This window comes from Pseudomonas sp. TKO26 (genome assembly GCF_003225665.1).
GTDB classification, from domain to species: Bacteria; Pseudomonadota; Gammaproteobacteria; order Pseudomonadales; family Pseudomonadaceae; genus Aquipseudomonas; species Aquipseudomonas saponiphila.
Genome location: NZ_QKLN01000018.1, coordinates 89,329 through 110,536, shown reverse-complemented (window position 1 = coordinate 110,536; position 21,208 = coordinate 89,329). Strand labels below are relative to the sequence as shown.

Below are 21,208 nucleotides of genomic sequence, written 5' to 3'. Positions count from 1 at the left end.
CAGGCCTTAGAGCTGCCAGGAGCCGATATCGGCATTCACGCCTTCGCCGTCGGGCTGGCCGTCGGCGCCCAGGGAGAACACGTCCACTTCGCCGTTGGCCCCCGGGTTGAGGTAGTGATAAGGGCGCCCCCAGGGATCGTTGGGCAGGCGTTCCAGGTAGGAGCGCCAGTTGCTGTCCTTGGCGTTGGCCGGACGTTCCACCAGTACCTTGAGGCCCTGGTTCATGCTCGGGTAGCTGCCGTGGTCGAGGCGATACAGCTTCAGCGCTTGCATCAGTCCGGCGATGTCCTGCTTGGCCGCGGTGGCCCGTGCCTGGTCCGGACGGTCCAGCACCTTGGGCACCACCATGACCGCGAGAATCCCGAGGATGACCACCACCACCATGATCTCGATCAGGGTGAAGCCACGCTGGCCCCGGGGTGCGGCGGTTGACGTTACAGGCGCGATATCCATCTCGACATTCCTTGGCTTGAGTTCGATTCGTCGCGCAGTGTTGCAAGAAGATATGTCAGTGGTATTGAAAAACCTCGGGAGTTTCGGTCGCCATTCGGTCAAGCCTGCAGGCTAGGCTGCGAGGCTGTTTCCCGGTGTCGAGCGGCCCATGCAAGCCCTGCGCAAACAAGCTGGATTCACCCTGATCGAAGTGCTGGTGGCCCTGGCCATCATTGCCGTGGCGATGGCCGCGGCGGTGCGCGTGGCCGGGCTGATGACCCAGAGCAACGGCCTGCTGCGGGACAAGTCCCTGGCCCTGCTGGCGGCCCAGAGCCGACTTGCCGAGCTGCGCCTGGAAGGTCGTTTACCCAGCGGGTTGAAGAGCGTCGATTGCGACCAGGGGCGCCTGAAGCTGCGCTGCGAACAGGCAATTGGCGCCGCAGCCGCGCCCGGGCTGCTGCGGGTCAGCGTCCAGGTGCGCGACCGCAGCCGCGAAGCGCCGCCCCTGGCCCGCCTGGAAACCCTCCTCGGCCGGCCCCAGGAGCCACGGCCGTGAGCCTCAGCGGGTCAGCCGCGGCAACGGCGGCGAGTCCGCCAGCTTGCTGACCTTGATCCGCGACTGCTCGGCGCCGCGCTCGATCAGCACGCCATCGGCCTCCACTGCCGCCAGGCGCACGCCCGGGGTCAGTTGTTCGCCGGCCAGGAAGCTGCGCGGCGGCCCGTCGTTCAGGCGCAGGATCGCCACCGCGCCACGGGCCCCGGCCATGACCCCGGACACCTTGATCTCCACGGTGCTGGGCTGGTTGGCAAACCATTGCAGGGCCGGGCTGTCGGAACGGGCCGCGAGCACCTGGGGCGCCACGGCCGGGGTCTGGGATTCGGCCGGGGTCAGCAGCAGCGACGACCAGGTGACCACCCCGGCCAGGGCCGCCAGCAGCGCGGTGTATTGCACCAGTCGGGGGGCTGAAAAATCTGCGGCACGCAGCATGGTGGCAAGCATTGGCGGGACCTCCTGTTTGTCCGTTTGCGCAGCCTACAGGGCAATTCTCACGGTTTTATTTCACCCAGCGATCATCGGCCCCGGGCCGGCTGATCCTGTCGCCCAGGAGTGCAATCCGATGCCGTCGGGCAAGCAACGGGGCTTCACCCTGATCGAACTGATGGTGGTCCTGGTGATCATCGGCATCGCCAGCGCGGCGGTGGGCCTGAGCCTCAAGCCCGACCCGCTGCAACTGCTGCGCAAGGACGCCGAACGCCTGGCGCAGCTGCTGCAGGTGGCCCAGGCCGAGGCCCGCGCCGACGGCCGGCCGATCACCTGGCAAGCCACCGCCAAGGGCTTTGCCTTCAGCCGCCGGGCGCAGTCCGGGAGCGGCGTCGACGACCTGCGTGGCGATGCCCTGCTGCGCCCCCGCGCCTGGGAAACCCCGGGACTGCAAGTGCGCATCGAACCCGGGCAGCGGCTGATCCTCAACGCCGAGTGGATCACCCCGCCGCTGCGGCTGGTGCTCTCCGACGGCCGCCACAGCCTCGGCGTGGAGCGCAGCGCCGCCGGTCAGTTGCGAGTGGTGGAGCAACCATGAAGCCTGGGCAGAGTGGCTTTACCCTGATCGAAGTGCTGGTGGCGGTGATGCTCATGGCCATCGTCAGCCTGATTGCCTGGCGCGGCCTGGACAGCGTCACCCGGGCCGATACCCACCTCAAGGCCAGCACCGAACAGACCGAGGAACTGCTGCGCAGCCTCAACCAGCTGGAGCGCGACGTCGCCCTGCGGGCTGCCGTGCAACTGCGCGAACCGATCCGCGCCGACAGCGAAGAGGCCGAGCCCGACAGCCCGGCGCCGCTGAGCGTGCGCAGCTCCGACAGCAAGGGTTTTCGCCTGGAGGTGATCCGCAGCGCCGCCACCCCCGGCGACGGCCTGCAACGGGTGCGCTGGTGGCTCAAGGGCGACACCCTGTACCGCGCCGTGGCCGAAGCCCGGGACCGCTACCCCCTGCCCGCGCCCCGGGACGGGGTGGCGGTGTTGCGGCGGGTCAGTGACCTGCAGGTGCGGGTCTGGGAGCGAGGCAAGGGCTGGCGCCAGCTCAGCGGCAATCGTCGGGACAACCCCGAGGGCCTGGAGATCCGCCTGACCCGGCAAACGCCCCAGGGCGAAGAACATTACCGCCAGGTGCTAGGGCCACTGTAGGCGGCAGCGGCCGCTCCAAGCTTGCGGCTTGCGGCTTGCGGCTTGCGGCTAAGTCTTTGGCCTTTCAGCTCAGCAAAACCACGCCGCCGGGCAGTTCGGTGCATTTGGCGCCGTAGGCGTCGCGGATCAGCAGGGCCACGCCCGCCAGCTGGTTGAGGGTGAAACGCGCCTGGACCTTGCGCCGGCCCAGTTCGGCGTTGAGCAGCACCAGCATTCCGGGGCGGTAACGGTTGATCTCGCTGATCACCGTGTCGAGGCTGGCGTTGTCGAACACCAGCACCTGTTCGCGCCAGGCGATCACGTTCCGCGGGTCCACGGCGGTGGGCTCGCCCACCGTCGTGGCGTCATAGGTCAGCTGCCGACCGCTGTCCAGGCGGATGCTGCGCCCGGCCACGGCCACCTGCAGGCTACCTTCGATGCAGGTCACGCAGACTTGATGGTCGGTGTTGCGCAGGTTGAAGCGCGCCTGACGGGCACTGAGCCTGCCGTCACCGGCCTGGACCTGGAGCGGCTGCTGGCGCTGGCTGAAGACTTCCACCTCGCCCTCCAGCAGTTCGAAGGCCTGTTCCCCCGGGGCCGGATCCCGGCGGCTGATGCGGGTCTGGGTGTTGAGTTCCAGGCTCAGGCCCTCGGCCAGATCGACCCGGCGCTGTTCGCCGACCGCAGTGGAAAAGTCCGCGGTCAACCCGGCAAAACCGCCCGGGACCGTGAACCGGACCATGAACAGCGCCGCCGAAGCGGCCAGCGCACCGCCGAGAAAGGCCCGCCGCCCGAAATGGCGCGGCCGCGACTGCAGCTCCAACTGCACCGCCGCCGGTTGCAGGCAATGCCACAGGGCCTTGGTCTGCTCGAAGGCCGCGGCGTGCTGCGGGCTCTGCGCACACCACTGGCGCAAGGCTCGGGCGTCGGCGGCGGTGGCCCGGCCCGACGTCAGCAGGACCAGCCAGTCCCGGGCTTCGCTCAGCAGTTGCGGATCCGCCGAGGCCTGGGATGGGGAAAGGCTAAAAATATTCAAGCGCGCAGGTACTCACGGATTGATCAGGGACTCTTGTCTAGGACGGTTTTCCAGCCCCGGGACCGAACCGCTGAATGACTTTTCTTTCAAGGCGCAGGGCGCAATGTCCCAGGGCGGCCTTGAGTTCCTTCTCCACCATCCGTGTGGAAATGCCGAAGCGCTGGGAGATTTCCAGGTGCGGCGCCTCTTCCAGGCGCGCGGCGATAAAGATCTTGCGCCGTCGCGCCGGCAGCTCGTAGAGAGCCTTGAGCAGGGTCTGGATTTCTTTCTGCCCGCCCACCACCCGGGACGGGTCCTGGGCGTCATCGGCGATCTGCAGCAGTTCCTCGACTTCCTCGCCGGTGAGCAGGCGGGCGTCGGACTGGCGCCGATCGGCAGCGATGTTCAGGGCCATGCGGTACAGGTAGGCATTGGGCTGCTGCAGGTTCGGCGGCTCTTCCATGCGGTCGACCCGCAGGTAGGTTTCATGCAGGACGTCGTTGGCCAGATCCTCGGAACCCAGGCGCCTGCGCAAGCGCACCCGAAAGTCCTCGTAGGACGTCAGGAACAGCCTGACCATCGTACTGTGTCCGGTATTTTTCATACCCCGGAAGCTCCTTCCCATTCCTTGCAGTCCATGCGTTTCCCTGTTGTGTCCGGTATCAAGAGTAAGGTCAGCGGCTGACGCAGCGAGCTGGGCGCCGGGCGTTCGACCCGGGTTGCCGCCAGGCGCTGCACCAGGGCTTCGTCCCGTTGCAGATCGCCGGTGGAGCTCACCAGGCGACTGTGCTGCACCGTGCCATCGGCGCCGATCCACAGTTGCAGCAAGGCGCGGAACGCCCCGGGCCGGGTCAGGCGCGATGCACACAGGCTGCGCTCCACCGCTTGCTGCACGGCGCTGGCGTAGCTGCTGTTGAGCCGCGTCGCGCGAGCGCTGCTGACGCCCTGGGGCACCACAGGCACCGAGGCCTGCGGCACCTGCAGGGTGAATGCGTCGCTGCGGGCGTAACGCGCCACCAGGCCAGTGCCCGCCAACAGGCGACTCAAGCCCTCGCGTGCGCTGTAGTGGCCCTTGATCCCCACCGAACGCCGGCCCCGGGCCAGTTCCTGGTCCACCAGCACTGCCATCCCGGTCAAGCGGCTGAAGCGCTCCAGGGCCTGGGCCAGCTCCTGGGCCGGAATCTCCAGCTCCAGCACGGCCTGGGAATCCACCCGGGGTGGCCCCTCGACCGCGGCTTGCACCCGGGCCAGAGGCAGTGGCGCCAGCAGCACAAGGCCCAGCACCCAGGTCGCCAAGCTCCCGTGCAATGAAGTCCATCGCCCGACCTGCGCGCTGCGTTGCTGCACGAGCGTCCAATCCCTGAAAAGCGTCATCCTGAGGCCAATTTATGAATCTGGTGTTACGGCCACGGCAAAAAAACCATCACTGTCCGGGTCCGGACTTTGCACTACACTCGGCCGCCATCGAGGCCCAATTCCACGGGCCAGCCAGGAGGCCAGGATGAAACGTTCAAGCTGCTACACCGCTGTCCTGTTGCTGCTCAGCGCCCTGCCCTGGACGCTGCAGGCCGAGGAAGCCAGCGAGGGCTGTGTGGAAGTCAGCGTCGGCGGCTACAAGGCCCCCGACTACAACTGCCTGAGCCGCCAGCTGGGCAACAACCCGGACGCCGCCAAGGCCGCCCAGGCCAATCAGCAGGCCCAGCAGGATGCAGCACACAAGCGCCCGCCGAACCAGCTGGGGCTATCGACGCCGGCGGCCACCAGCGTGCGCATGGGCAACACCTTCGGCACCTCGGTCAAGCCGCAACGGCCCTGAGTGGCGCCCACGGGCCGCTGACCGCCACCGGCCCCGTTGCAGGGCCTGGCGGCGCGCCTGGGCAACCCCAAACGCCGCGAGCCAAGGACCGCCCTGCGAGCCCTCGCCCAGCGCGCAGCCAGCCCTTGAACGGCCACGCCACGTATACCGGGCGTTAACCTCGATCGCGCTAGATTGCCGCGCCTTGAAACCCGGCGCCGACAAGGGCCCGGGACACCGCAGGTGGGTGGCGTTCAACGACCGGCCACCGTATCATCAGCGTTTTTTTTGCCTGATTGGAAGCATGGAAAGCTATAAGAAACTGATCCTGCAACGACCCTGCCACAGCATCTTCCTGATCGCCCTCGCGCTGTTCATGGGGTTGCAGTACAAACCGGCGGTCCTCAACTACACCACGCGCTTCGTCGACTTTGCCAACTACATGCTGCAGCACGGCATGACGCTGTTCCCCATCGCCGACGATCTGCAGCCCTATCCCGACTACACCATCGTCAACACGGTACTGGTCTATCTGGCCTCGCTGCCGTTCGGCCAGCTGTCGGTGCTGTCGATGGGCCTGCCCTTCTGCATCGCCGCCTCGCTGATGCTGGTGTTCATCTACAAGCTGGGGGCCCTGCATGAGCAGAAATGGGGCGTTTGCGGCGTGCTCTTTGCGCTGTTCACCTGGGCCTTCCTCGACAGCGTCAACTCCCTGGCCCTGGACATCTACCCCGCGCTGATCACCGCAGGCTGCTTCTACCTGGCCTACTCCGCCGATCTCAAGCAGCAGCGGGGACGCCTGGCGCTGGTGTTCCTCGGCCTGATCCTGGGCTTTTCCCTGCGCGGCCCGATCGGCATGATCGGCCCGACGCTGGTGGTCGGCACCTATTACCTGCTGAGCCGGCAGTGGCGGACCCTGGTGGTCTTCTCGCTGGTCAGCGGCCTGCTGTTCGCCGCTGGAGTCGCGCTGCTGACCTGGGCCGCCTACATCCAGGGCGGCGACGCCTTCATGCAGGAAGTACTGGAGATGCAGGGCCTGGGCCGGATCGCCAGCGATCACTCGCCGCGCTACTACTTCTACTTCAGCATCGGGCTGCTCACCTACAGCTTCACGGCCTTCTATGCCCTGACCGTCATGGCCAGGAGCACTCGCCAGTGGCTCGGCGCCCCGCCGCTGTCGGCGCCGCGCCTGCTGCTGCACCTGGGGGCCTGGTTCGTGGTGCTGATCCTGTTCTTCACCATTCCCAACTCGAAGAAGGCCCGCTACGTGCTGTCCATCACCCCGGCCATCTCCCTGCTGGCGGCCTACATCTTCATCGACCCCAACGGCCTGTTCAGCGCCACCCGCAGGCGCCTGCTGCGCCTGTGCCTGAACCTGCCGACCATCGGCGCGCTCCTGGCACTGCTGGTGCTGGGCTACAACGGCTTTGCCGCGCGCCCCTTGCAGCCGAACTTCGTCGGAGTGTTCGCAAGCTTTGCCCTGCTCAGCGGCGTGCGCTACTGGATTACCCGGCAATACGCCGCACACCGGCATTACGAGGTCATCGTCCTGGCGTTCGGCGTGGCGGCGTTTCTCCTGCTCGATGGGTTCTTCTTCAACGCCATCACCTATCACCTGGAACTGGCCAACGAGCCCGACCCCAAGTTCCTGCCTTACTGGTTCTGGTAAGGCGGGCGTCCTCCCCCGAGTCAGCGCCGCACCCTGGGTGCGGCCACATCCAGGCCCACCCAGCCGGCCGGCGGCGGGCAACCCGCTGGTCGGCATCGCGCAAGATTTTGTAACACTCCCGGGCACCCCCGAGCATGCAACGGAACTGGCACAGTGCTGTCACATCGCAATCGGTAACGGCACAGCTCGTCCGGCGGTCGGCGGCCCAGGTGGCAGCGCCGCGCAACGCACGAGTGCTTGACTGCCACAGGTTACCGGCCTTGGCCTGCTGCCCCCGCGGCAGGCCGTATTTCCTCAAGGCTGAAAGAGCGAACCATGAAGCAAAATATCCTCCTCGTATCCGTCTGTGCCGCCCTGCTCCAGGCCTGCGCCCCGGTTTCCACTACCCCTGAAGGATCCTCTTCCATGCCCGCCAGCACCGCCTCCGTCAGCGCGCAGCCGGCGCTGTCCGCCTACTACTGGCAGCTGGTTGCGGCCAGCGACGCGGCGGGCAAGCCCGTCGCCACCCTGGACAAGGGCATCGAGCGCCAGCTGCGCCTGACCTTCACCGGGCACAACCTCAACATCAGCGGCGGCTGCAATCGCCAGTTCGGCGGCTTCGAGCATGAAAATGGCCTGCTCAAGGTGCAGCCCCTGGCCTCGACCCTGATGGCCTGCGAGCCAAGCCTGATGGCCCTGGATGGGGACATCGGCCGCCTGTTCAAGGGCGAGCTGCGCACCCGCTTCGGCGGCGATGAGTCGACGCCGACCCTGCAACTGACCGCCCAGGACGGCACGCAGCTCAAGTTCCAGGGCCAGCCGACCCCGGAAACCCGCTACGGCAGCCAGGGCCAGACGCGCTTCCTGGAAGTGGCGGCCAAGACCGTCAAGTGCAGCCACCCGCTGATCCCCAACTTCCAGTGCCTGCAAGTGCGTGAGCGGCGCTACGACGCCGCCGGCCTGCAACTGCCGACCCAGGACAGCTGGCATCCGCTGTACCAGTCCATCGAGGGCTATGAGCACCAGGACGGCGTGCGCAATGTGCTGCGGGTCAAGCAGTACGAATGGAAGAATGCCCCCGCCGACGCCCCGTCCACGGTCTACGTGCTGGACATGGTGGTCGAGCAGGACGCCTCGGCGGCCCACTAAGCCGCGCCAGCCGCCCGCCGGCACCTATCGGCGGACCATAAAAAAGCCCCGTATCTTGCGATACGGGGCTTTTTTGCTCTGGGCGGGGTCAGGCCGTTACAGCACCGACTGACCGCTCATCGCCAGGTCCAGCAGTTCACGGTTGGCCACGGCATACATGGCGTAGTCAGTGCCGCTGGCGGCACGGATTTCCACCATCATTGCGCGCCAGCGATCGGCCATGCTCGCGTTCTGCTCCAGCCACAGGGCCACGCGGGCTTCCATGTCCGCTGGCGCGTCGGCCAGTTGCAGAACCTTGATGGTGATCGCCCGCTGCTGCCAGTCCACGTCGTCGCGGAAGGCTTCGCGCGCCGCCGCCTGCCAGTTGTTGGCCACCGGCAGGTCGCTGATCTGCTGCAGGTACCACGGCAGGTCCAGGGCGCTGCCCACGGCGAAGTAGGCCTTGGCCACTTCGGCGGCATCGTGACCGGTAACATCCGCGGCCTCGATGATCGGCAGCAGGGTGTACAGGTGGGTAGTCCCTGCAACCATGCGCGCCAGCAGCTCCGGTACGCCGGCCTCGACGTAGGCGGTGTAGCGGGCCTGCCAGCCTTCGCGGGTCGGACCTTCCAGCAGCTCGTCGAGCTTCAGGCCCAGGGCCGCGAGGTGCGGACCGAAGTGGGCGACGTCCCGCGCGGCATCCTGCTCGTTGCGCCGGCTGCGCAGGAACCAGCGGGTAGCCCGACGACCAAGACGCATCAGCTCGTCCATCAGCTCCAGTTGCACCTGGGCCGGAACCTGGTGATCCAGGGCCTCGATCTGACGGAACCAGTGCGGCAGGTGGAAGATGTCCCGCACGATCACGTAGGCACCGGCGACATTCGCCGGGCTCATGCCGGTGGACTCCTTCAGGCGCTGCACGAAGGTGATGCCCATGTGGTTGACCAGGTCGTTGGCGATCTGGGTGCTGACGATCTCGCGCTTCAGGCGGTGACGACGCATGGCCTCGGAGAACTTGGCCACCAGGCTCGGCGGGAACGCGGTCTCCATGTCACGGGTCAGGTAATCGTCATCCGGCACCAGGGACTTGAGCAGGGCTTCCTTGAGGTCGATCTTGCTGTAGGAAATCAGCACCGACAGCTCGGGACGGGTCAGGCCCTTGCCGGTCGCGGCGCGCTCGTTGAGCTGCTCCTCGGTCGGCAGGTACTCGATGGCGCGGTCCAGCTTGCCGCGGCCTTCCAGGTCGCTCATCAGGCGCTTGTACTCGGCAGCACGCTCGTAGGCACGGCGCGCGGCCAGGGACAGGGCCTGGGTCTGCTTGTAGTTGTTGCCCAACACCAGGCCACCGACTTCGTCGGTCATGCTCGCCAGCAGCTGGTTGCGCTGCTTGTCGGTCATGTCGCCGGCCTGCACCACTTCGTTGAGCAGGATCTTGATGTTCACTTCGTGGTCGGAGCAGTCCACGCCACCGGCGTTGTCGATGAAGTCGGTGTTGGAACCGCCGCCATTGAGGCCGAACTCCACACGACCCAGTTGGGTCATGCCCAGGTTGCCGCCCTCGCCCACCACCTTGCAGCGCAGCTCGTTGCCGTTGACCCGCAGGGCGTCGTTGGCCTTGTCGCCGACGTCGGCATGGCTTTCGCTGCTGGCCTTGACGTAGGTGCCGATACCGCCGTTCCACAGCAAGTCCACCGGCGCCTTGAGCAAGGCGTTGAGCAGCTCGGTCGGGGTCAGCTTGTCGGCCTGGATGTCGAAGCGCTCTTTCATCTGCGGCGAGATGGCAATGCTCTTCGCGCTGCGGGAGAAGATCCCGCCGCCCTCGGACATGATGCTGGTGTCGTAGTCGCTCCAGGCCGAACGCGGCAGCTCGAACATGCGCTTGCGCTCGACGAAGCTGGTGGCCGGATCCGGGTTCGGGTCGATGAAGATGTGCAGGTGGTTGAACGCCGCCACCAGTTGCAGCTTGTCGGACATCAACAGGCCGTTGCCGAACACGTCGCCGGCCATGTCGCCAATGCCGACCACGGTGATCGGGTCTTCCTGGACATTGATCCCGCGCTCGCGGAAGTGGCGCTGCACGCCGACCCACGCGCCCTTGGCGGTGATGCCCATCTTCTTGTGGTCGTAACCGGCGGAACCGCCGGAGGCGAAGGCGTCGCCCAGCCAGAAGCCGTAATCGATGGCGATGCCGTTGGCGATGTCGGAGAAGGTCGCAGTGCCCTTGTCCGCCGCCACCACCAGGTACGGGTCATCCTGGTCGTGACGCACCACGTTGGCCGGCGGCACCAGGACGCCGTCTTTCAGGTTGTCGGTGATGTCCAGCAGGCCGGAAATGAAGATGCGGTAGCAGGCGATGCCCTCGGCCGCGATCTCGTCCCGGCTGCCGCCCAGCGGCAGGCGACGGGGCAGGAAGCCGCCCTTGGCGCCCACCGGCACGATCACCGAGTTCTTCACTTGCTGGGCTTTTACCAGGCCCAGGACTTCGGTACGGAAGTCCTCCTCGCGGTCGGACCAGCGCAGGCCACCACGGGCCACGTTGCCAAAGCGCAGGTGCACGCCTTCGACCCGTGGCGAGTAGACGAAGATCTCGAACTTGGGCACCGGCTTGGGCAGCTCGGGGATCAGGTGCGGGTTGAACTTGAAGCTGAAGTAGGACTTGTTCTGGCCGTTGGCGTCGGTCTGGTAGAAGTTGGTCCGCAGGGTGGCCTTGATCAGGTCCAGGTAGCGCCGCAGGATGCGGTCTTCGTTGAGTACCTGAACTTCGTCCAGGGCAGTGAGGATCGCATGCTCCAGACGCTGCTGCTTGTCTTCCAGGTCTTCGCTGGTGAGCTTGCGCGCCAGGTAGAAGCGGGTCTTGAACAACCGGGTCAGCTCGCGGGCGATGTCGGTGTGGTTGTTCAGGGTGCTGGCGATGTAACCCAGATCGAAGCCCAGGCGGATCTGCTTCAGGTAGCGGGCATAGGCGCGCAGCAGCGCCACGTCGCGCCATGGCAGGCCGGCGGTCAGCACCAGGCGGTTGAACGCATCGTTCTCGGCGTCGCCGCGGACGATATGGACGAAAGCGTCCTGCAGGGTGTCGTTGAGCTGCTGGATATCCAGGTCCAGGCCTTCGGCAGCGGTGAAGGCGAAGTCGTGGATCCAGAACTCGCGACCGTTGTTGTGGCGCAGGCGATACGGGAACTCACCCAGCACCCGCAAGCCGAGGTTTTCCAGGATCGGCAGCACGTCGGACAGCGCCAGCGGGGTGTCGGCGTGGTACAGCTTGCAGTGCAGCTCGCGCTGGCCAGACACCTGGCCCAGGGGCTGGTAGAAGCTCATCACCAGCGGGTTGGCTTCGGTGAGGCTCAGCAGGTGCTGCATGTCCACCACCGCCGAGTGAGCGGCGAAACGCTCGCGGTAGCCGGCCGGGAAGCCTTTCGGGAAGTCCGCCAGGACATTGGTGCCGTGGGCTTCGCCGAAGCTTTCCACGACCAGGCTGGCGTAGTCGTCCTGCCAGCTGCGGCAGGCCTGCACCACTTCCTTTTCCAGCAGCAGCGGGTCGATGTCGATGCGCTGTTTCGGGTCCACTCGCAGGATCAGCTGCACGCGGGCCAGCACCGACTCGGAGAAGAAGGTCCAGAATTCACAGTCGGTGGCTTGCAGGCGATCCATCAGCACTTGCTGGATCTTCTGCCGCACTTCGGTGGAATAGATGTCACGCGGCACGTAGGCCAGGCAGTAGCAGAAGCGGCCATACGGATCCTTGCGCAGGAACACGCGGATCTTGTTGCGTTCCTGGATCTGCACGATCGACATCACGGTGCTGAACAGCTCGTCCACCGGGGTCTGGAACAGATCGTCCCGTGGCAGCACTTCCAGGACCTGGGCCAGTTCCTTGCCCAGGTGCGCCTTGGCCTGGAAGCCCGAGCGCTGCTCGATGACTTCCACCTTGCGGCGGATGTAAGGAATCACCCGCACGCTTTCGCCGTACACCGAGGAGGTGTAGAGGCCCATGAAGCGGCATTCCTTGATCACCTTGCCATCGGCATCGATCTGGCGGATCGAAACGAAATCCGGGTAGGCCGGACGGTGCACGCGGCTGGGATGCGCAGCCTTGGCGAACGACAGCGGCGTCGGTTCGCGCAGGTAGTTGACGGCGTAGTCTTCGATACGCAGGTCATCGCTGGTCAGGCCGGCGCGCAGCAGCTTGGCCAGGCCGAGGAAGGAGCTCGGGTCATAGTCGATATGCCCGCCGTCCTGGTCGGTGCCGACCACGAATTCTTCATAGCCGAGGAAGGTGAAGTGGTTGCCCACCAGCCATTCCAGGAAGCTCTTGATCTCGCTCTTTTCATCGGCAGCGATGGCGAACTGGCTGTTGTCGATGCTTTCGATCAGTTCCTGGACCTTGGCCTTCATCGGCTCGAAGTCGGCCACGGCCACGCGCACTTCGCCCAGTACCTGCTCCAGTTCCTTGCCCAGCACGCTGAGCTCGGCGGCATTGGCGCTGCGGTCGATCTCCAGGTACATCAGCGACTCTTGCAGCACGCCTTCGCCCTGGGTGCCCTTGGGCAGGACTTCCAGCAGTTCGCCCTTGCTGCCGCGGCGCACGCTGAGCACGGTGGTCTGCAGGGTGTGGATGCTGTAGCCGCGACGGTTGAGCTCGGTGCGTACCGAGTCCACCAGGAACGGCAGGTCGTGATGCAGCACTTCCACCGCGGTGTGGGTCGACTGCCAGCCGTGACGTTCATAGTCGGGGTTGTAGACGCGCACTTGCGGTTGCGCGTGGTCGAAGCGCTCAAGCAGGCGCCATGCGGAAAGGGTGCAGCCCGCCAGGTCGGACATGCGACGCTGGGTGAGTTCGTCCAGGGAAATGATGCCGAAGAATTGTTCAGCGAACAGCGCCACTTGTGGCAGTGCCTGTTCACTGATGTGCTGCGCCAGTGCCGCTTGCAGTTGGTGCTGGAAGTCGGCTTTGCTGGCTGCGGTGAAGAACGCCATCTGTGGTACTCCGCTTGGGCTTGTTATTGATGGTAGCGTCGCGTGCAAACCCCTTGCGGGGCGTTGGTGCATCCTGCTCCTGGTCTCGGGCAGAGGTCGCAGGATGCCAGGTGGATGAAGCTGGACGAGGCGTACAGGTCACATTCACCTTCCCGGGATGGGCATCTGCAAAAACGACTGGCGCCGGCATGCCGCGCAATGCCTTTACAGGTGACCATCGAAAATCAGACGCAACCTATTGCACTCGAGAACAAATTGTCCGCTGCGCAGCTTAACGAGTGGAACGCGACAACTGCTTGCGATGCTGCGACATATTCGGTCAACGGCACGCAACCGGACGCTCATGCCCTGAACAACACTAGCAGGCAACGGGGAAAAACCAGGGTTTTCCCCGGTTTCAGGGTACTTGCGTACCAAAAGCGCCTGCCGGACCTGATGCGCCCACGACCTGTTCTCAGACAGACAGGCCAGCAGAAATTCCCCCGGGCTGGCAGAATTGTTTCCTTTTTTGCAGCGCCCGGCCGCCGCCGGCCCAAGACCCAGGAACGCCCCCCCATGCTGATGACCACCGCCCACCTGATCGCCAACCCCTGCGACGACGAAGAAGACAACATGGCCATGCTCTGCTGCCACAGCAACCAGGGCGAGATGTTCCTGATGAGCCGCTACCCGGATGAAGACGAGCTGGAAATCACCCTCGACGGCGAACCCTCGACCCTCGATGGCGTCAAGGTCACCCTGAGCCCGACCACCCTGCTGATCGAAATCGCCGCCGCCGATGCCGACGCCCTCAATGGTGCCGATCACCTGGAAATCCGCCACAGCACCGCCGCCTCGGACCTGGCCGAAGTGGAGCTGACCCTGCAGAACATCCTCAAGGGCACCGGCACCTACATCAGCCAGCTGTCCTGACCCGCCGTCGAACCTGCGGCGCCCTCCAGATCCCCGCGTCTCCTGCGTCGGTATGCCCCCCAAGCCGTTCGCAGCCTGCGGCAGCGGCTACAGGAACCGCCCGCGAGAATCGGTGGGCGGCGGTGTTTTTTTCGACTAATTCGCTAAATCAGCCGTTCCCCGTTAGTCGCCGCACCCCGCTATGGATTAAAGTATCGCCCCCAGCCCCGACGTTATTTCAACGCCCGGGGCGCACCCTCTCCAGGAACAGTCACCGATGGAACATCGTGAAGCGCTTTTGGCGCTGCGAACCTTTCTTTCAACGCAGATTCTCGGCCAGGAAAAACTTATCGAGCGCTTGCTCATCGCCCTGCTCGCCGACGGCCACATGCTGGTCGAGGGCGCTCCGGGGCTGGCCAAGACCAAGGCCATCAAAGAGTTGGCCGAAGGCATTGAAGCGCAATTCCATCGGATTCAGTTCACCCCCGACCTGCTGCCCGCGGACATCACCGGCACCGAAATCTATCGCCCGGAAACCGGCAGCTTCGTGTTCCAGCAGGGGCCGATCTTCCACAACCTGGTGCTGGCCGACGAAATCAACCGCGCCCCGGCCAAGGTCCAGTCGGCGCTGCTGGAGGCCATGGCCGAGCGACAGGTCAGTGTCGGGCGCAGCACCTATGAACTGTCGCCGCTGTTCCTGGTGATGGCGACCCAGAACCCCATCGAGCAGGAAGGCACCTACCCGCTGCCCGAAGCCCAGCTCGACCGCTTCCTGATGCACGTCAAGATCGGTTTCCCGGACGCCGCCGTCGAGCGGCGGATCCTCCAGCAGGCCCGTGGCGAAGCGCTGAACGGCGAAACCAAGCCCGAGCGCCGGGTCAGCCAGCAGGCGATCTTCGCCGCGCGCAAGGAAATCCTCGGCCTGTACATGGCCGACGCGGTGGAGGAATACCTGGTGCAACTGGTGATGGCCACCCGCACCCCGGCCAAGTTCGATCCGGAACTGGCCGAGTGGATCGCCTACGGCGCCAGCCCCCGCGGCTCCATCGCCCTGGACCGCTGCGCCCGGGCCCACGCCTGGCTCGCCGGCCGCGACTTCGTCAGCCCGGAAGACATCCAGGCCGTGCTGTTCGACGTGCTGCGCCACCGCATCATCCTGTCCTTCGAGGCTGAAGCGGCGGGCATCGACCAGGACCGTGTGGTACAGCGCATCCTCGACGTCGTTGCCGTCGCCTGATCTGCATGACTCACGCCAGCGCCGAACCCGGCATTCGCATCACCCTCGGTGAACTGATCGAGATGCGCCACCGCGTGCGCGAGGTGCAGCTGTTCTCCACCCCGAGCCAGCGCAGCCCGCTGATCGGCCTGCACCACTCCAAGCTGCGCGGACGCGGCGTGGATTTTGACCAGGTGCGGGTCTACCAGGCCGGCGACGACGTGCGCACCATCGACTGGCGGGTCACCGCGCGCACCCAGGAACCGCACACCAAGCTGTTCCACGAGGAGCGCGAACGGCCGATCTTCATCATGGTCGAGCAGAGCCGCCAACTGTTCTTCGGCTCCGGGCTGATGTTCAAGTCGGTGCTCGCCGCCCAGGCCGCGAGCCTGATCGGCTGGGCCGCCCTGGGCCATAACGACCGGGTCGGCGGGCTGGTCTACGGCGACGACGAGCACTACGAGATCAAGCCCCGGCGCAGCAAGCAGAGCCTGTTGCAACTGCTCAATCGCCTGGTGCGGGTCAACCAGTCGCTGCACAGCGACGCCCAGCCCCAGCGCGATGCCCTGGGCACCGCGCTGCTGCGCGGGCGCGAGGTGCTGCGTCCGGGGAGCCTGGTGATCGTGATCTGCGACGAACGCGCCCTGAGCGACGCCGCCGAGCAACAGTTGAGCCTGCTGTCGCGCCATTGCGACCTGCTGCTGATGCCGCTGTCCGATCCTCTGGACCACGCCCTGCCCGCCGCCGGCCTGCTGCGCTTTGCCGAACGCGGCGCGCAGCTGGAACTGGACACCCTGAACTACGAGCTGCGCCAGGCCTACCGGGCCCAGAGCGAGGCGCGTATCGCCCGTTGGGAACGCCTGGCGCAAAAGCTGCGGGTGCTACTGATGCCCCTGAGCACCCAGAGCGAAATGGTCGAGCAGCTGCGCGAATACCTCAATCCGCAGCGCCCGGGAGCCGGCCGATGAGCAGCCTGGAACAACTGCAACCGCTACTGCCGCCGCCCGATATCGGCCTGTGGCCACCGGCCCCGGGCTGGTGGGGGCTGGCCGTGGTCCTGCCGCTGCTGGGCCTGGCCCTGTGGCGCTGGCGCCACCTGTGGCCGCGCAAGACCACCCGCCCGCGCAGCGAACAGCCCCTGGACCCGGTGCGCCTGGCCGCCCTGGCGGAACTGGCGCTGTTGCCCAAGCCCTATGACGGCGCCCCGGCCGGCGCCTGGCTGCAGGCCCTCAACGCCCTGCTCAAGCGCCTGTGCCGCAACCACTACCCCTACAGCCAGAGCCACACCCTCAACGGCCGCAAGTGGCTGGCGTTTCTCGACAACCGCTGCCCGGCCGCCGGCCTGACCCGCTGGATGGTGCTGGTGGAAGGGGCCTACAAACCCGAGTGCAAGCTCGACGACAAAGCCATCGCCGGCCTGACCCAGGCGGTGGACACCTGGATTCGCAAGCATGTTTGAGTTCGCCTGGCCGTGGATCTTCGCCCTGTTGCCGCTGCCCTGGCTGCTGCGCCTGGTGCTGCCGGTGGCCGACAGCGGCGAACCGGCGCTGAAAGTGAGTTTTCTCAGCGAGCTGGAAGGCCTGTCCCGACGCCGGGCCCGGGCCCACCTGCCGGCCTGGCGCCAGCAGGCACGCTTCATCCTGCTCTGGATCTTGTTGCTGCTGGCCGCGGCCCGCCCGCAATGGCTGGGGGAACCGTTGCCGGTGGCCGCCAGTGGCCGCGACCTGCTGGTGGCGGTGGACGTATCCGGCTCCATGGACTTTCCCGACATGCAGTGGCAGGACGAAGACGTCAGCCGCCTGAGCCTGGTCAAGCACCTGCTGGGGGACTTTCTCGAACACCGCGAGGGCGACCGGGTTGGCCTGATCCTGTTCGGCAGCAAGGCCTATCTGCAGGCGCCCCTGACCTTCGACCGGCGCACGGTGCGGATCTGGCTCGACGAGGCGAAGATCGGCATCGCCGGCAAGAACACCGCCATCGGCGACGCCATCGGCCTGGCCCTCAAGCGCCTGCGCCAGCGTCCGGCGCAGAGCCGGGTGCTGATCCTGGTCACCGACGGCGCCAACAATGGCGGCGAGATCGCGCCCATTACCGCTGCCCGGCTGGCCGCCGCGGAAGGGGTGAAGATCTACCCTATCGGCATCGGCGCCGACCCGCAGGACAGCGCCACGCTCGGGGTATTGGGGCTCAACCCGAGCCTGGACCTGGACGAACCGGCGCTCAAGGAGTTGGCCGAGGTCACCGGCGGGCGCTACTTCCGCGCCCATGATGGCCAGGAGCTGCAGGCCATCAAGGAAACCCTCGACCAACTGGAACCCGTGGCCCAGCAACCGACCCAGGCCCGCCCGGCCCAGGCCCTGTACCACTGGCCCCTGGCCGCCGCCCTGCTGCTCAGCGTGCTGCTGGTGCTGCGCGAGCGCTGGTCGCACAACCCGCTGCAGCGTTTCTTCAGCGAGTCGAGCTTCCTGCTACCCGCCCATGACTGGCGCCAGCGGCTCAAGCGCCTGCGCTTGCGGAGGCGTCGATGATCAGCCTCTGGCCCCATTGGTTCCGTCCCGAATGGCTGCTGGTGCTGCCGCTGCTGGCGCTGTTGCTGTGGAAGCTCTGGCACCGGCAGAAGCGCGCCGGACGCTGGCAGATGATCCTGCCACCGGCCTTTCACGCCGCCCTGCTCAGCGGCGGCAATGGCCGCGAAAGCAAGCTGCCCTGGGTGGCCCTGGGCCTGGCCTGGCTGCTGGCGGTGCTGGCCCTGCTCGGCCCCAGCTGGCAGCGAGTGGAACAGACCAGCCAGAAACCCGCCGACCCGCTGGTGGTGCTGCTGGAACTGACCCCGCAGATGCTCGCAAGCGACGTGCCGCCCAACCGCCTGGAGCAGGCCCGGCACAAGTTGCTGGACCTGTTGCAAGCGCGCAGCGACGCCCAGACCGCGATCGTGGTCTATGCCGGCAGCGCCCATACCCTGGTGCCGCTGTCCGATGATCTGGCCACCAGCCGCAATCTGCTGGACGCGCTGAAACCGTCGATCATGCCCCAGGCCGGCCAACGCGCCGACCTGGCCCTGCTCAAGGCCCTCAAGCTGCTGGACCAGGGCGCCCTCGGCCAGGGTCGGGTGCTGCTGATGGCCACCTCCCTCAGCGAACAGGAGCGCCAGGGCATCCGCCAGGCCCTCGGCGGTGACGCGCCGCAGTTGCTGATGCTGGGCCTGGGCAGCCGCGACGGCGCCCCGGTGACCCAGGAAGACGGCAGCTACCTCAAGGACGATCTGGGGGCGATCCTGGTGTCCCGCCTGGACAGCCCGGACCTCAAGCAGTTCATCGGCGAGGTCGGCGGCCGCTACCGGCAGGCGCGCCTGGACGACAGCGACCTCAAGGGCCTGGGCCTGCTGGGCGGCCCCCAGGGATTGCGCAATGACGGCCAGACCCTGCGCCTGGACACCTGGGCCGACCAGGGCTACTGGCTGTTGCTGCCACTGCTGTTGCTGGCCGCCTGCGCCGGGCGCCGGGGCTGGCTGTTCTGCCTGCCGCTGCTGCTGTTGGCCGCGCCGCAGCCGAGCTACGCCCTGGACTGGCAAGACCTGTGGTTGCGCCCCGACCAGCAGGGTCAACGGCTGCTGGAGCAGCAGCGTCCGGCCGAGGCCGCGCGGCGCTTCCAGGACCCGCAATGGCAAGGCGTGGCCCTGTACGAATCCGGCAACTACAATGCCGCCGCCGAGCGCTTTGCCGAAGGCGACGACGCCCGCGCCCACTACAATCGCGGCAATGCCCTGGCCCGCAGCGGTGAACTGGAAGCGGCCATCGACGCCTACGAGCAAGCCCTGGAACGCCAGCCGGACCTGCAACCGGCCCTGGCCAACAAGGCCCTGGTGCAAAGCCTGTTGCAACAGCAGCAGGTGGCCCCACCGACAGCGCCGCAAAAGCCGCAGAACCCCGACAGCGACGACAGCAACAACGCCGGTCCCAGCGGCGCCGCGACCCAGCCGACCAGCGGCGGCGAACCCCCGGACAACAGCGGGCAGACCGCGGCCGAAACCGGCGAGGCCACGCCGGCGCCGCCGAGCAACGGCAACAGCGAGGTGCCCGGCAGCGAACTGGACGACCAGCACACCACCACCCCGCTGCGCCCGGCCCAGGACAGCCTGGACGCCGAACACCAGCAGGCGCTGGAACAATGGCTGCGCAAGATCCCGGACGATCCGGGCGAACTGCTGAGGCGTAAATTCTGGTACGAACAGCAACAACATCAGGATCAGGGAAAAACTCGATGACCCGCTGCACCGCTGCCCTTCTGCTAGCCCTCGCGTTCTGGACGGCCCCGTCCCAGGCTGCCGGGCTGTCCGCCAGCCTGGACCGCAGCCAGGTGAATGCCGGGGAAACCGTCGAGCTGACCCTGGAGTCCAGCGACGTCACCCAGTTCGGCAAGCCCGATCTCACGCCCCTGGACAGTCAGTTCGAAGTACGCGGCACACGCCAGGTCAACCAGCTCAACAGCCTGGGCGACAACCACGCCAGCACCCGCTGGATCATCACCCTGCTGCCGCGCCAGCTCGGCACCCTGGAGATCGCCCCGCTGCAACTGGGCAATCTGCACAGCCAGGCCCTGAGCCTGCAAGTCAACGCCGGGGCGGCCCAGGATCAGGACACCCGGCTGGAGCCGGTGTTCATCAAGGCCGAACTCGACCAACCCAAGGTCTACGTCCAGGCCCAGGCCCTGCTGACCCTGCACATCTACCATTCGGTGCCGCTGTTCGACGACAGCAACCTCAGCCCCCTGCAACTCGACGACGCCCGGGTCGAGCAACTGGGCGAGCCGCGCACCTACGAAAAACTCATCAATGGCGTGCGTCACGGGGTGATCGAGATGCGCTACGCCCTGTACCCCCAGCGCAGCGGCACGTTGCAGATCCCGGCCCTGACCTTCAGCGCCACCCTGGCCAACCCGGGCAACGACCAGGAACCCGCGCCCCAGGCGCCCAAGCCCGGCAAGCTGATCCATGTCAGCTCCGAGCCCATGAGCCTGGAGGTGCTGGGCAAGCCCGCCGGCTATCCCGACGATGTCCCCTGGCTGCCGGCGCGCCGCCTGGAGCTGACTGAAAGCTGGAACCCGGAGCCCGATCATCCGCAGGTCGGCGACTCCCTGACCCGCAGCCTGACCCTGCGCGCCGAAGGCCTGTCCAGCACCCAGTTGCCGCCCCTGCCCCAGCCCGAGGTCAACGGCCTGCGCAGCTACCCCGACCAGCCGCAACTGAGCAACCAGCACGTCGAGCAGGGCCTGCTGGGCATTCGCGAAGAGCGCCAGGCCCTGGTGCCGACCCGCACCGGCGAAGTCAATCTGCCGGGCCTGGAAGTGACCTGGTGGAACACCCAGCAAGAGCGCCTGGAACTCACCCGCCTGCCGGCCCGCAGCCTGCAGGTAGCGAACAACCCGAGCCTGGTGGTGGATACCCCGACCGGCACGCCCCAGGCCGACAGCGACGAGGGGCCGCTCTGGCCCTGGCAACTGAGCACCCTGCTGCTGGCCTGCACCACCCTCCTAGGCTTCGGCCTGTGGTGGCGGGCCCGCTCGCAGCCGGCGGTGCTGCGTGCCACCCAGACCGGCCCGAGCCCGCGCTCGCTGCTGGACGACCTCAAGCGCGCCTGCCAGGCCAACGACCCGCAAGCCACCCGCCAGGCCCTGGATGCCTGGGCGCGCCAGCAACCGGAAACCCTGGCCGACATGGCCGCGCGCTTCATCCCGCTGTCCGATGCCCTGGACGGACTCAACGGCGCCCTCTACAGCGAAACCGGCCAGTATTGGCAAGGTGAGGAACTGTGGCGGGCGATCCGCGCCATCCCCATCAACGAGCGAGTCCAGGACCCGCTGGCGGACACCACCAGCCTGCCGCCGCTCTACCCCAAATAACAGCAGCCGCAAGCTGCAAGCCTCAAGCGCCAAGATTCGCTTGA

General features: G+C 66.7%; 19 protein-coding genes. 13 read left to right on the top strand and 6 right to left on the bottom strand.

Annotated elements, in window-relative coordinates; genetic code table 11:
- Window positions 1-6: 6 nt before the first annotated feature.
- Window positions 7-453: a type II secretion system major pseudopilin GspG gene (gene gspG / locus DNK59_RS22430; RefSeq protein ID WP_047304124.1), complete on the bottom strand. Its 447-nt coding sequence runs from the start codon at window positions 451-453 to the stop codon at window positions 7-9.
- A 148-nt stretch (window positions 454-601) separates the two neighbouring features.
- On the opposite strand from gspG, the gene gspI reads away from it, so the two are divergent.
- Window positions 602-988, top strand: a complete 387-nt coding sequence (gene gspI / locus DNK59_RS22425; protein WP_110724652.1) for a type II secretion system minor pseudopilin GspI — start codon at window positions 602-604, stop codon at window positions 986-988.
- Window positions 989-991: 3 nt separating this feature from the next.
- On the opposite strand, the gene DNK59_RS22420 is transcribed toward gspI, so the two are convergent.
- A complete protein-coding gene (locus tag DNK59_RS22420; RefSeq protein ID WP_092317257.1) occupies window positions 992-1,420 on the bottom strand; it encodes a type II secretion system protein N in 429 nt (142 codons plus the stop codon).
- 130 nt (window positions 1,421-1,550) lie between these two features.
- Here DNK59_RS22420 and gspH point away from each other — a divergent pair, with 130 nt between their 5' ends.
- Window positions 1,551-2,012, top strand: a complete 462-nt coding sequence (gspH, locus tag DNK59_RS22415) for a type II secretion system minor pseudopilin GspH (protein ID WP_110724651.1) — start codon at window positions 1,551-1,553, stop codon at window positions 2,010-2,012.
- Complete coding sequence (gene gspJ / locus DNK59_RS22410; RefSeq protein WP_110724650.1) at window positions 2,009-2,617, top strand: type II secretion system minor pseudopilin GspJ; 609 nt, start codon at window positions 2,009-2,011, stop codon at window positions 2,615-2,617. Before gspH ends, gspJ begins: the two co-directional genes overlap by 4 nt.
- A gap of 64 nt (window positions 2,618-2,681) precedes the next feature.
- On the opposite strand, the gene DNK59_RS22405 is transcribed toward gspJ, so the two are convergent.
- The 3 genes from DNK59_RS22405 to DNK59_RS22395 are packed head-to-tail and all read right to left on the bottom strand — an operon-like array spanning window position 2,682 to window position 4,985.
- Window positions 2,682-3,632, bottom strand: a complete 951-nt coding sequence (locus tag DNK59_RS22405) for a FecR domain-containing protein (protein WP_110724649.1) — start codon at window positions 3,630-3,632, stop codon at window positions 2,682-2,684.
- A gap of 37 nt (window positions 3,633-3,669) precedes the next feature.
- Window positions 3,670-4,215 (bottom strand): RNA polymerase sigma factor, encoded by a 546-nt coding sequence (locus DNK59_RS22400; protein ID WP_092315127.1) that lies wholly within the window; start codon window positions 4,213-4,215, stop codon window positions 3,670-3,672.
- Window positions 4,212-4,985, bottom strand: coding sequence for an STN domain-containing protein (locus DNK59_RS22395; protein WP_110724648.1), 774 nt, complete (start codon window positions 4,983-4,985; stop codon window positions 4,212-4,214). The genes DNK59_RS22400 and DNK59_RS22395 overlap by 4 nt, the downstream gene beginning before the upstream one ends.
- 127 nt (window positions 4,986-5,112) lie before the next feature.
- Between DNK59_RS22395 and DNK59_RS22390 the strand changes: the two genes are divergently transcribed.
- The 3 genes from DNK59_RS22390 to DNK59_RS22380 all read left to right on the top strand — a co-directional run bounded on the left by DNK59_RS22390 (window position 5,113) and on the right by DNK59_RS22380 (window position 8,203).
- The gene (locus DNK59_RS22390; protein ID WP_092315131.1) at window positions 5,113-5,427 is read left to right on the top strand and encodes a hypothetical protein; all 315 of its coding nucleotides are present in this window, start codon (window positions 5,113-5,115) and stop codon (window positions 5,425-5,427) included.
- Window positions 5,428-5,710: 283 nt separating this feature from the next.
- Complete coding sequence (locus DNK59_RS22385; protein WP_110724647.1) at window positions 5,711-7,075, top strand: glycosyltransferase family 39 protein; 1,365 nt, start codon at window positions 5,711-5,713, stop codon at window positions 7,073-7,075.
- A gap of 405 nt (window positions 7,076-7,480) precedes the next feature.
- A complete protein-coding gene (locus DNK59_RS22380) occupies window positions 7,481-8,203 on the top strand; it encodes an META and DUF4377 domain-containing protein (protein WP_256596557.1) in 723 nt (240 codons plus the stop codon).
- 96 nt (window positions 8,204-8,299) lie between these two features.
- On the opposite strand, the gene DNK59_RS22375 is transcribed toward DNK59_RS22380, so the two are convergent.
- Complete coding sequence (locus tag DNK59_RS22375; protein WP_110724645.1) at window positions 8,300-13,159, bottom strand: NAD-glutamate dehydrogenase; 4,860 nt, start codon at window positions 13,157-13,159, stop codon at window positions 8,300-8,302.
- Window positions 13,160-13,714: 555 nt separating this feature from the next.
- On the opposite strand from DNK59_RS22375, the gene DNK59_RS22370 reads away from it, so the two are divergent.
- The 7 genes from DNK59_RS22370 to DNK59_RS22340 all read left to right on the top strand — a co-directional run bounded on the left by DNK59_RS22370 (window position 13,715) and on the right by DNK59_RS22340 (window position 21,164).
- The gene (locus DNK59_RS22370; protein WP_092315138.1) at window positions 13,715-14,071 is read left to right on the top strand and encodes a hypothetical protein; all 357 of its coding nucleotides are present in this window, start codon (window positions 13,715-13,717) and stop codon (window positions 14,069-14,071) included.
- Between the two features lie 256 nt (window positions 14,072-14,327).
- The gene (locus DNK59_RS22365; protein WP_060839545.1) at window positions 14,328-15,287 is read left to right on the top strand and encodes a MoxR family ATPase; all 960 of its coding nucleotides are present in this window, start codon (window positions 14,328-14,330) and stop codon (window positions 15,285-15,287) included.
- Window positions 15,288-15,292: 5 nt separating this feature from the next.
- Window positions 15,293-16,234 (top strand): DUF58 domain-containing protein, encoded by a 942-nt coding sequence (locus DNK59_RS22360; protein ID WP_092315140.1) that lies wholly within the window; start codon window positions 15,293-15,295, stop codon window positions 16,232-16,234.
- Window positions 16,231-16,725 carry a DUF4381 domain-containing protein gene (locus DNK59_RS22355; RefSeq protein ID WP_092315142.1) on the top strand — a complete coding sequence of 165 codons (495 nt, stop codon included), beginning with the start codon at window positions 16,231-16,233 and terminating at the stop codon, window positions 16,723-16,725. Before DNK59_RS22360 ends, DNK59_RS22355 begins: the two co-directional genes overlap by 4 nt.
- Complete coding sequence (locus DNK59_RS22350; RefSeq protein ID WP_110724644.1) at window positions 16,718-17,794, top strand: VWA domain-containing protein; 1,077 nt, start codon at window positions 16,718-16,720, stop codon at window positions 17,792-17,794. Before DNK59_RS22355 ends, DNK59_RS22350 begins: the two co-directional genes overlap by 8 nt.
- A complete protein-coding gene (locus DNK59_RS22345) occupies window positions 17,791-19,530 on the top strand; it encodes a VWA domain-containing protein (protein WP_110724643.1) in 1,740 nt (579 codons plus the stop codon). Before DNK59_RS22350 ends, DNK59_RS22345 begins: the two co-directional genes overlap by 4 nt.
- Window positions 19,527-21,164, top strand: coding sequence for a BatD family protein (locus DNK59_RS22340; RefSeq protein ID WP_110724642.1), 1,638 nt, complete (start codon window positions 19,527-19,529; stop codon window positions 21,162-21,164). The genes DNK59_RS22345 and DNK59_RS22340 overlap by 4 nt, the downstream gene beginning before the upstream one ends.
- Window positions 21,165-21,208: the final 44 nt, after the last annotated feature.

Excerpts from the sequence above, each read along its gene's own strand:
- DNK59_RS22365 (WP_060839545.1), top strand. The coding sequence starts at position 14,328 with ATGGAACATCGTGAAGCGCTTTTGGCGCTGCGAACCTTTCTTTCAACG.
- DNK59_RS22355 (WP_092315142.1), top strand. The coding sequence starts at position 16,231 with ATGAGCAGCCTGGAACAACTGCAACCGCTACTGCCGCCGCCCGATATC.
- gspH (WP_110724651.1), top strand. The coding sequence starts at position 1,551 with ATGCCGTCGGGCAAGCAACGGGGCTTCACCCTGATCGAACTGATGGTG.
- gspJ (WP_110724650.1), top strand. The coding sequence starts at position 2,009 with ATGAAGCCTGGGCAGAGTGGCTTTACCCTGATCGAAGTGCTGGTGGCG.
- DNK59_RS22400 (WP_092315127.1), bottom strand. The coding sequence starts at position 4,215 with ATGAAAAATACCGGACACAGTACGATGGTCAGGCTGTTCCTGACGTCC.
- DNK59_RS22395 (WP_110724648.1), bottom strand. The coding sequence starts at position 4,985 with ATGACGCTTTTCAGGGATTGGACGCTCGTGCAGCAACGCAGCGCGCAG.
- gspG (WP_047304124.1), bottom strand. The coding sequence starts at position 453 with ATGGATATCGCGCCTGTAACGTCAACCGCCGCACCCCGGGGCCAGCGT.
- DNK59_RS22420 (WP_092317257.1), bottom strand. The coding sequence starts at position 1,420 with ATGCTGCGTGCCGCAGATTTTTCAGCCCCCCGACTGGTGCAATACACC.
- DNK59_RS22385 (WP_110724647.1), top strand. The coding sequence starts at position 5,711 with ATGGAAAGCTATAAGAAACTGATCCTGCAACGACCCTGCCACAGCATC.
- gspI (WP_110724652.1), top strand. The coding sequence starts at position 602 with ATGCAAGCCCTGCGCAAACAAGCTGGATTCACCCTGATCGAAGTGCTG.
- DNK59_RS22350 (WP_110724644.1), top strand. The coding sequence starts at position 16,718 with ATGTTTGAGTTCGCCTGGCCGTGGATCTTCGCCCTGTTGCCGCTGCCC.
- DNK59_RS22375 (WP_110724645.1), bottom strand. The coding sequence starts at position 13,159 with ATGGCGTTCTTCACCGCAGCCAGCAAAGCCGACTTCCAGCACCAACTG.
- DNK59_RS22380 (WP_256596557.1), top strand. The coding sequence starts at position 7,481 with ATGCCCGCCAGCACCGCCTCCGTCAGCGCGCAGCCGGCGCTGTCCGCC.
- DNK59_RS22360 (WP_092315140.1), top strand. The coding sequence starts at position 15,293 with ATGACTCACGCCAGCGCCGAACCCGGCATTCGCATCACCCTCGGTGAA.
- DNK59_RS22345 (WP_110724643.1), top strand. The coding sequence starts at position 17,791 with ATGATCAGCCTCTGGCCCCATTGGTTCCGTCCCGAATGGCTGCTGGTG.
- DNK59_RS22390 (WP_092315131.1), top strand. The coding sequence starts at position 5,113 with ATGAAACGTTCAAGCTGCTACACCGCTGTCCTGTTGCTGCTCAGCGCC.
- DNK59_RS22370 (WP_092315138.1), top strand. The coding sequence starts at position 13,715 with ATGCTGATGACCACCGCCCACCTGATCGCCAACCCCTGCGACGACGAA.
- DNK59_RS22340 (WP_110724642.1), top strand. The coding sequence starts at position 19,527 with ATGACCCGCTGCACCGCTGCCCTTCTGCTAGCCCTCGCGTTCTGGACG.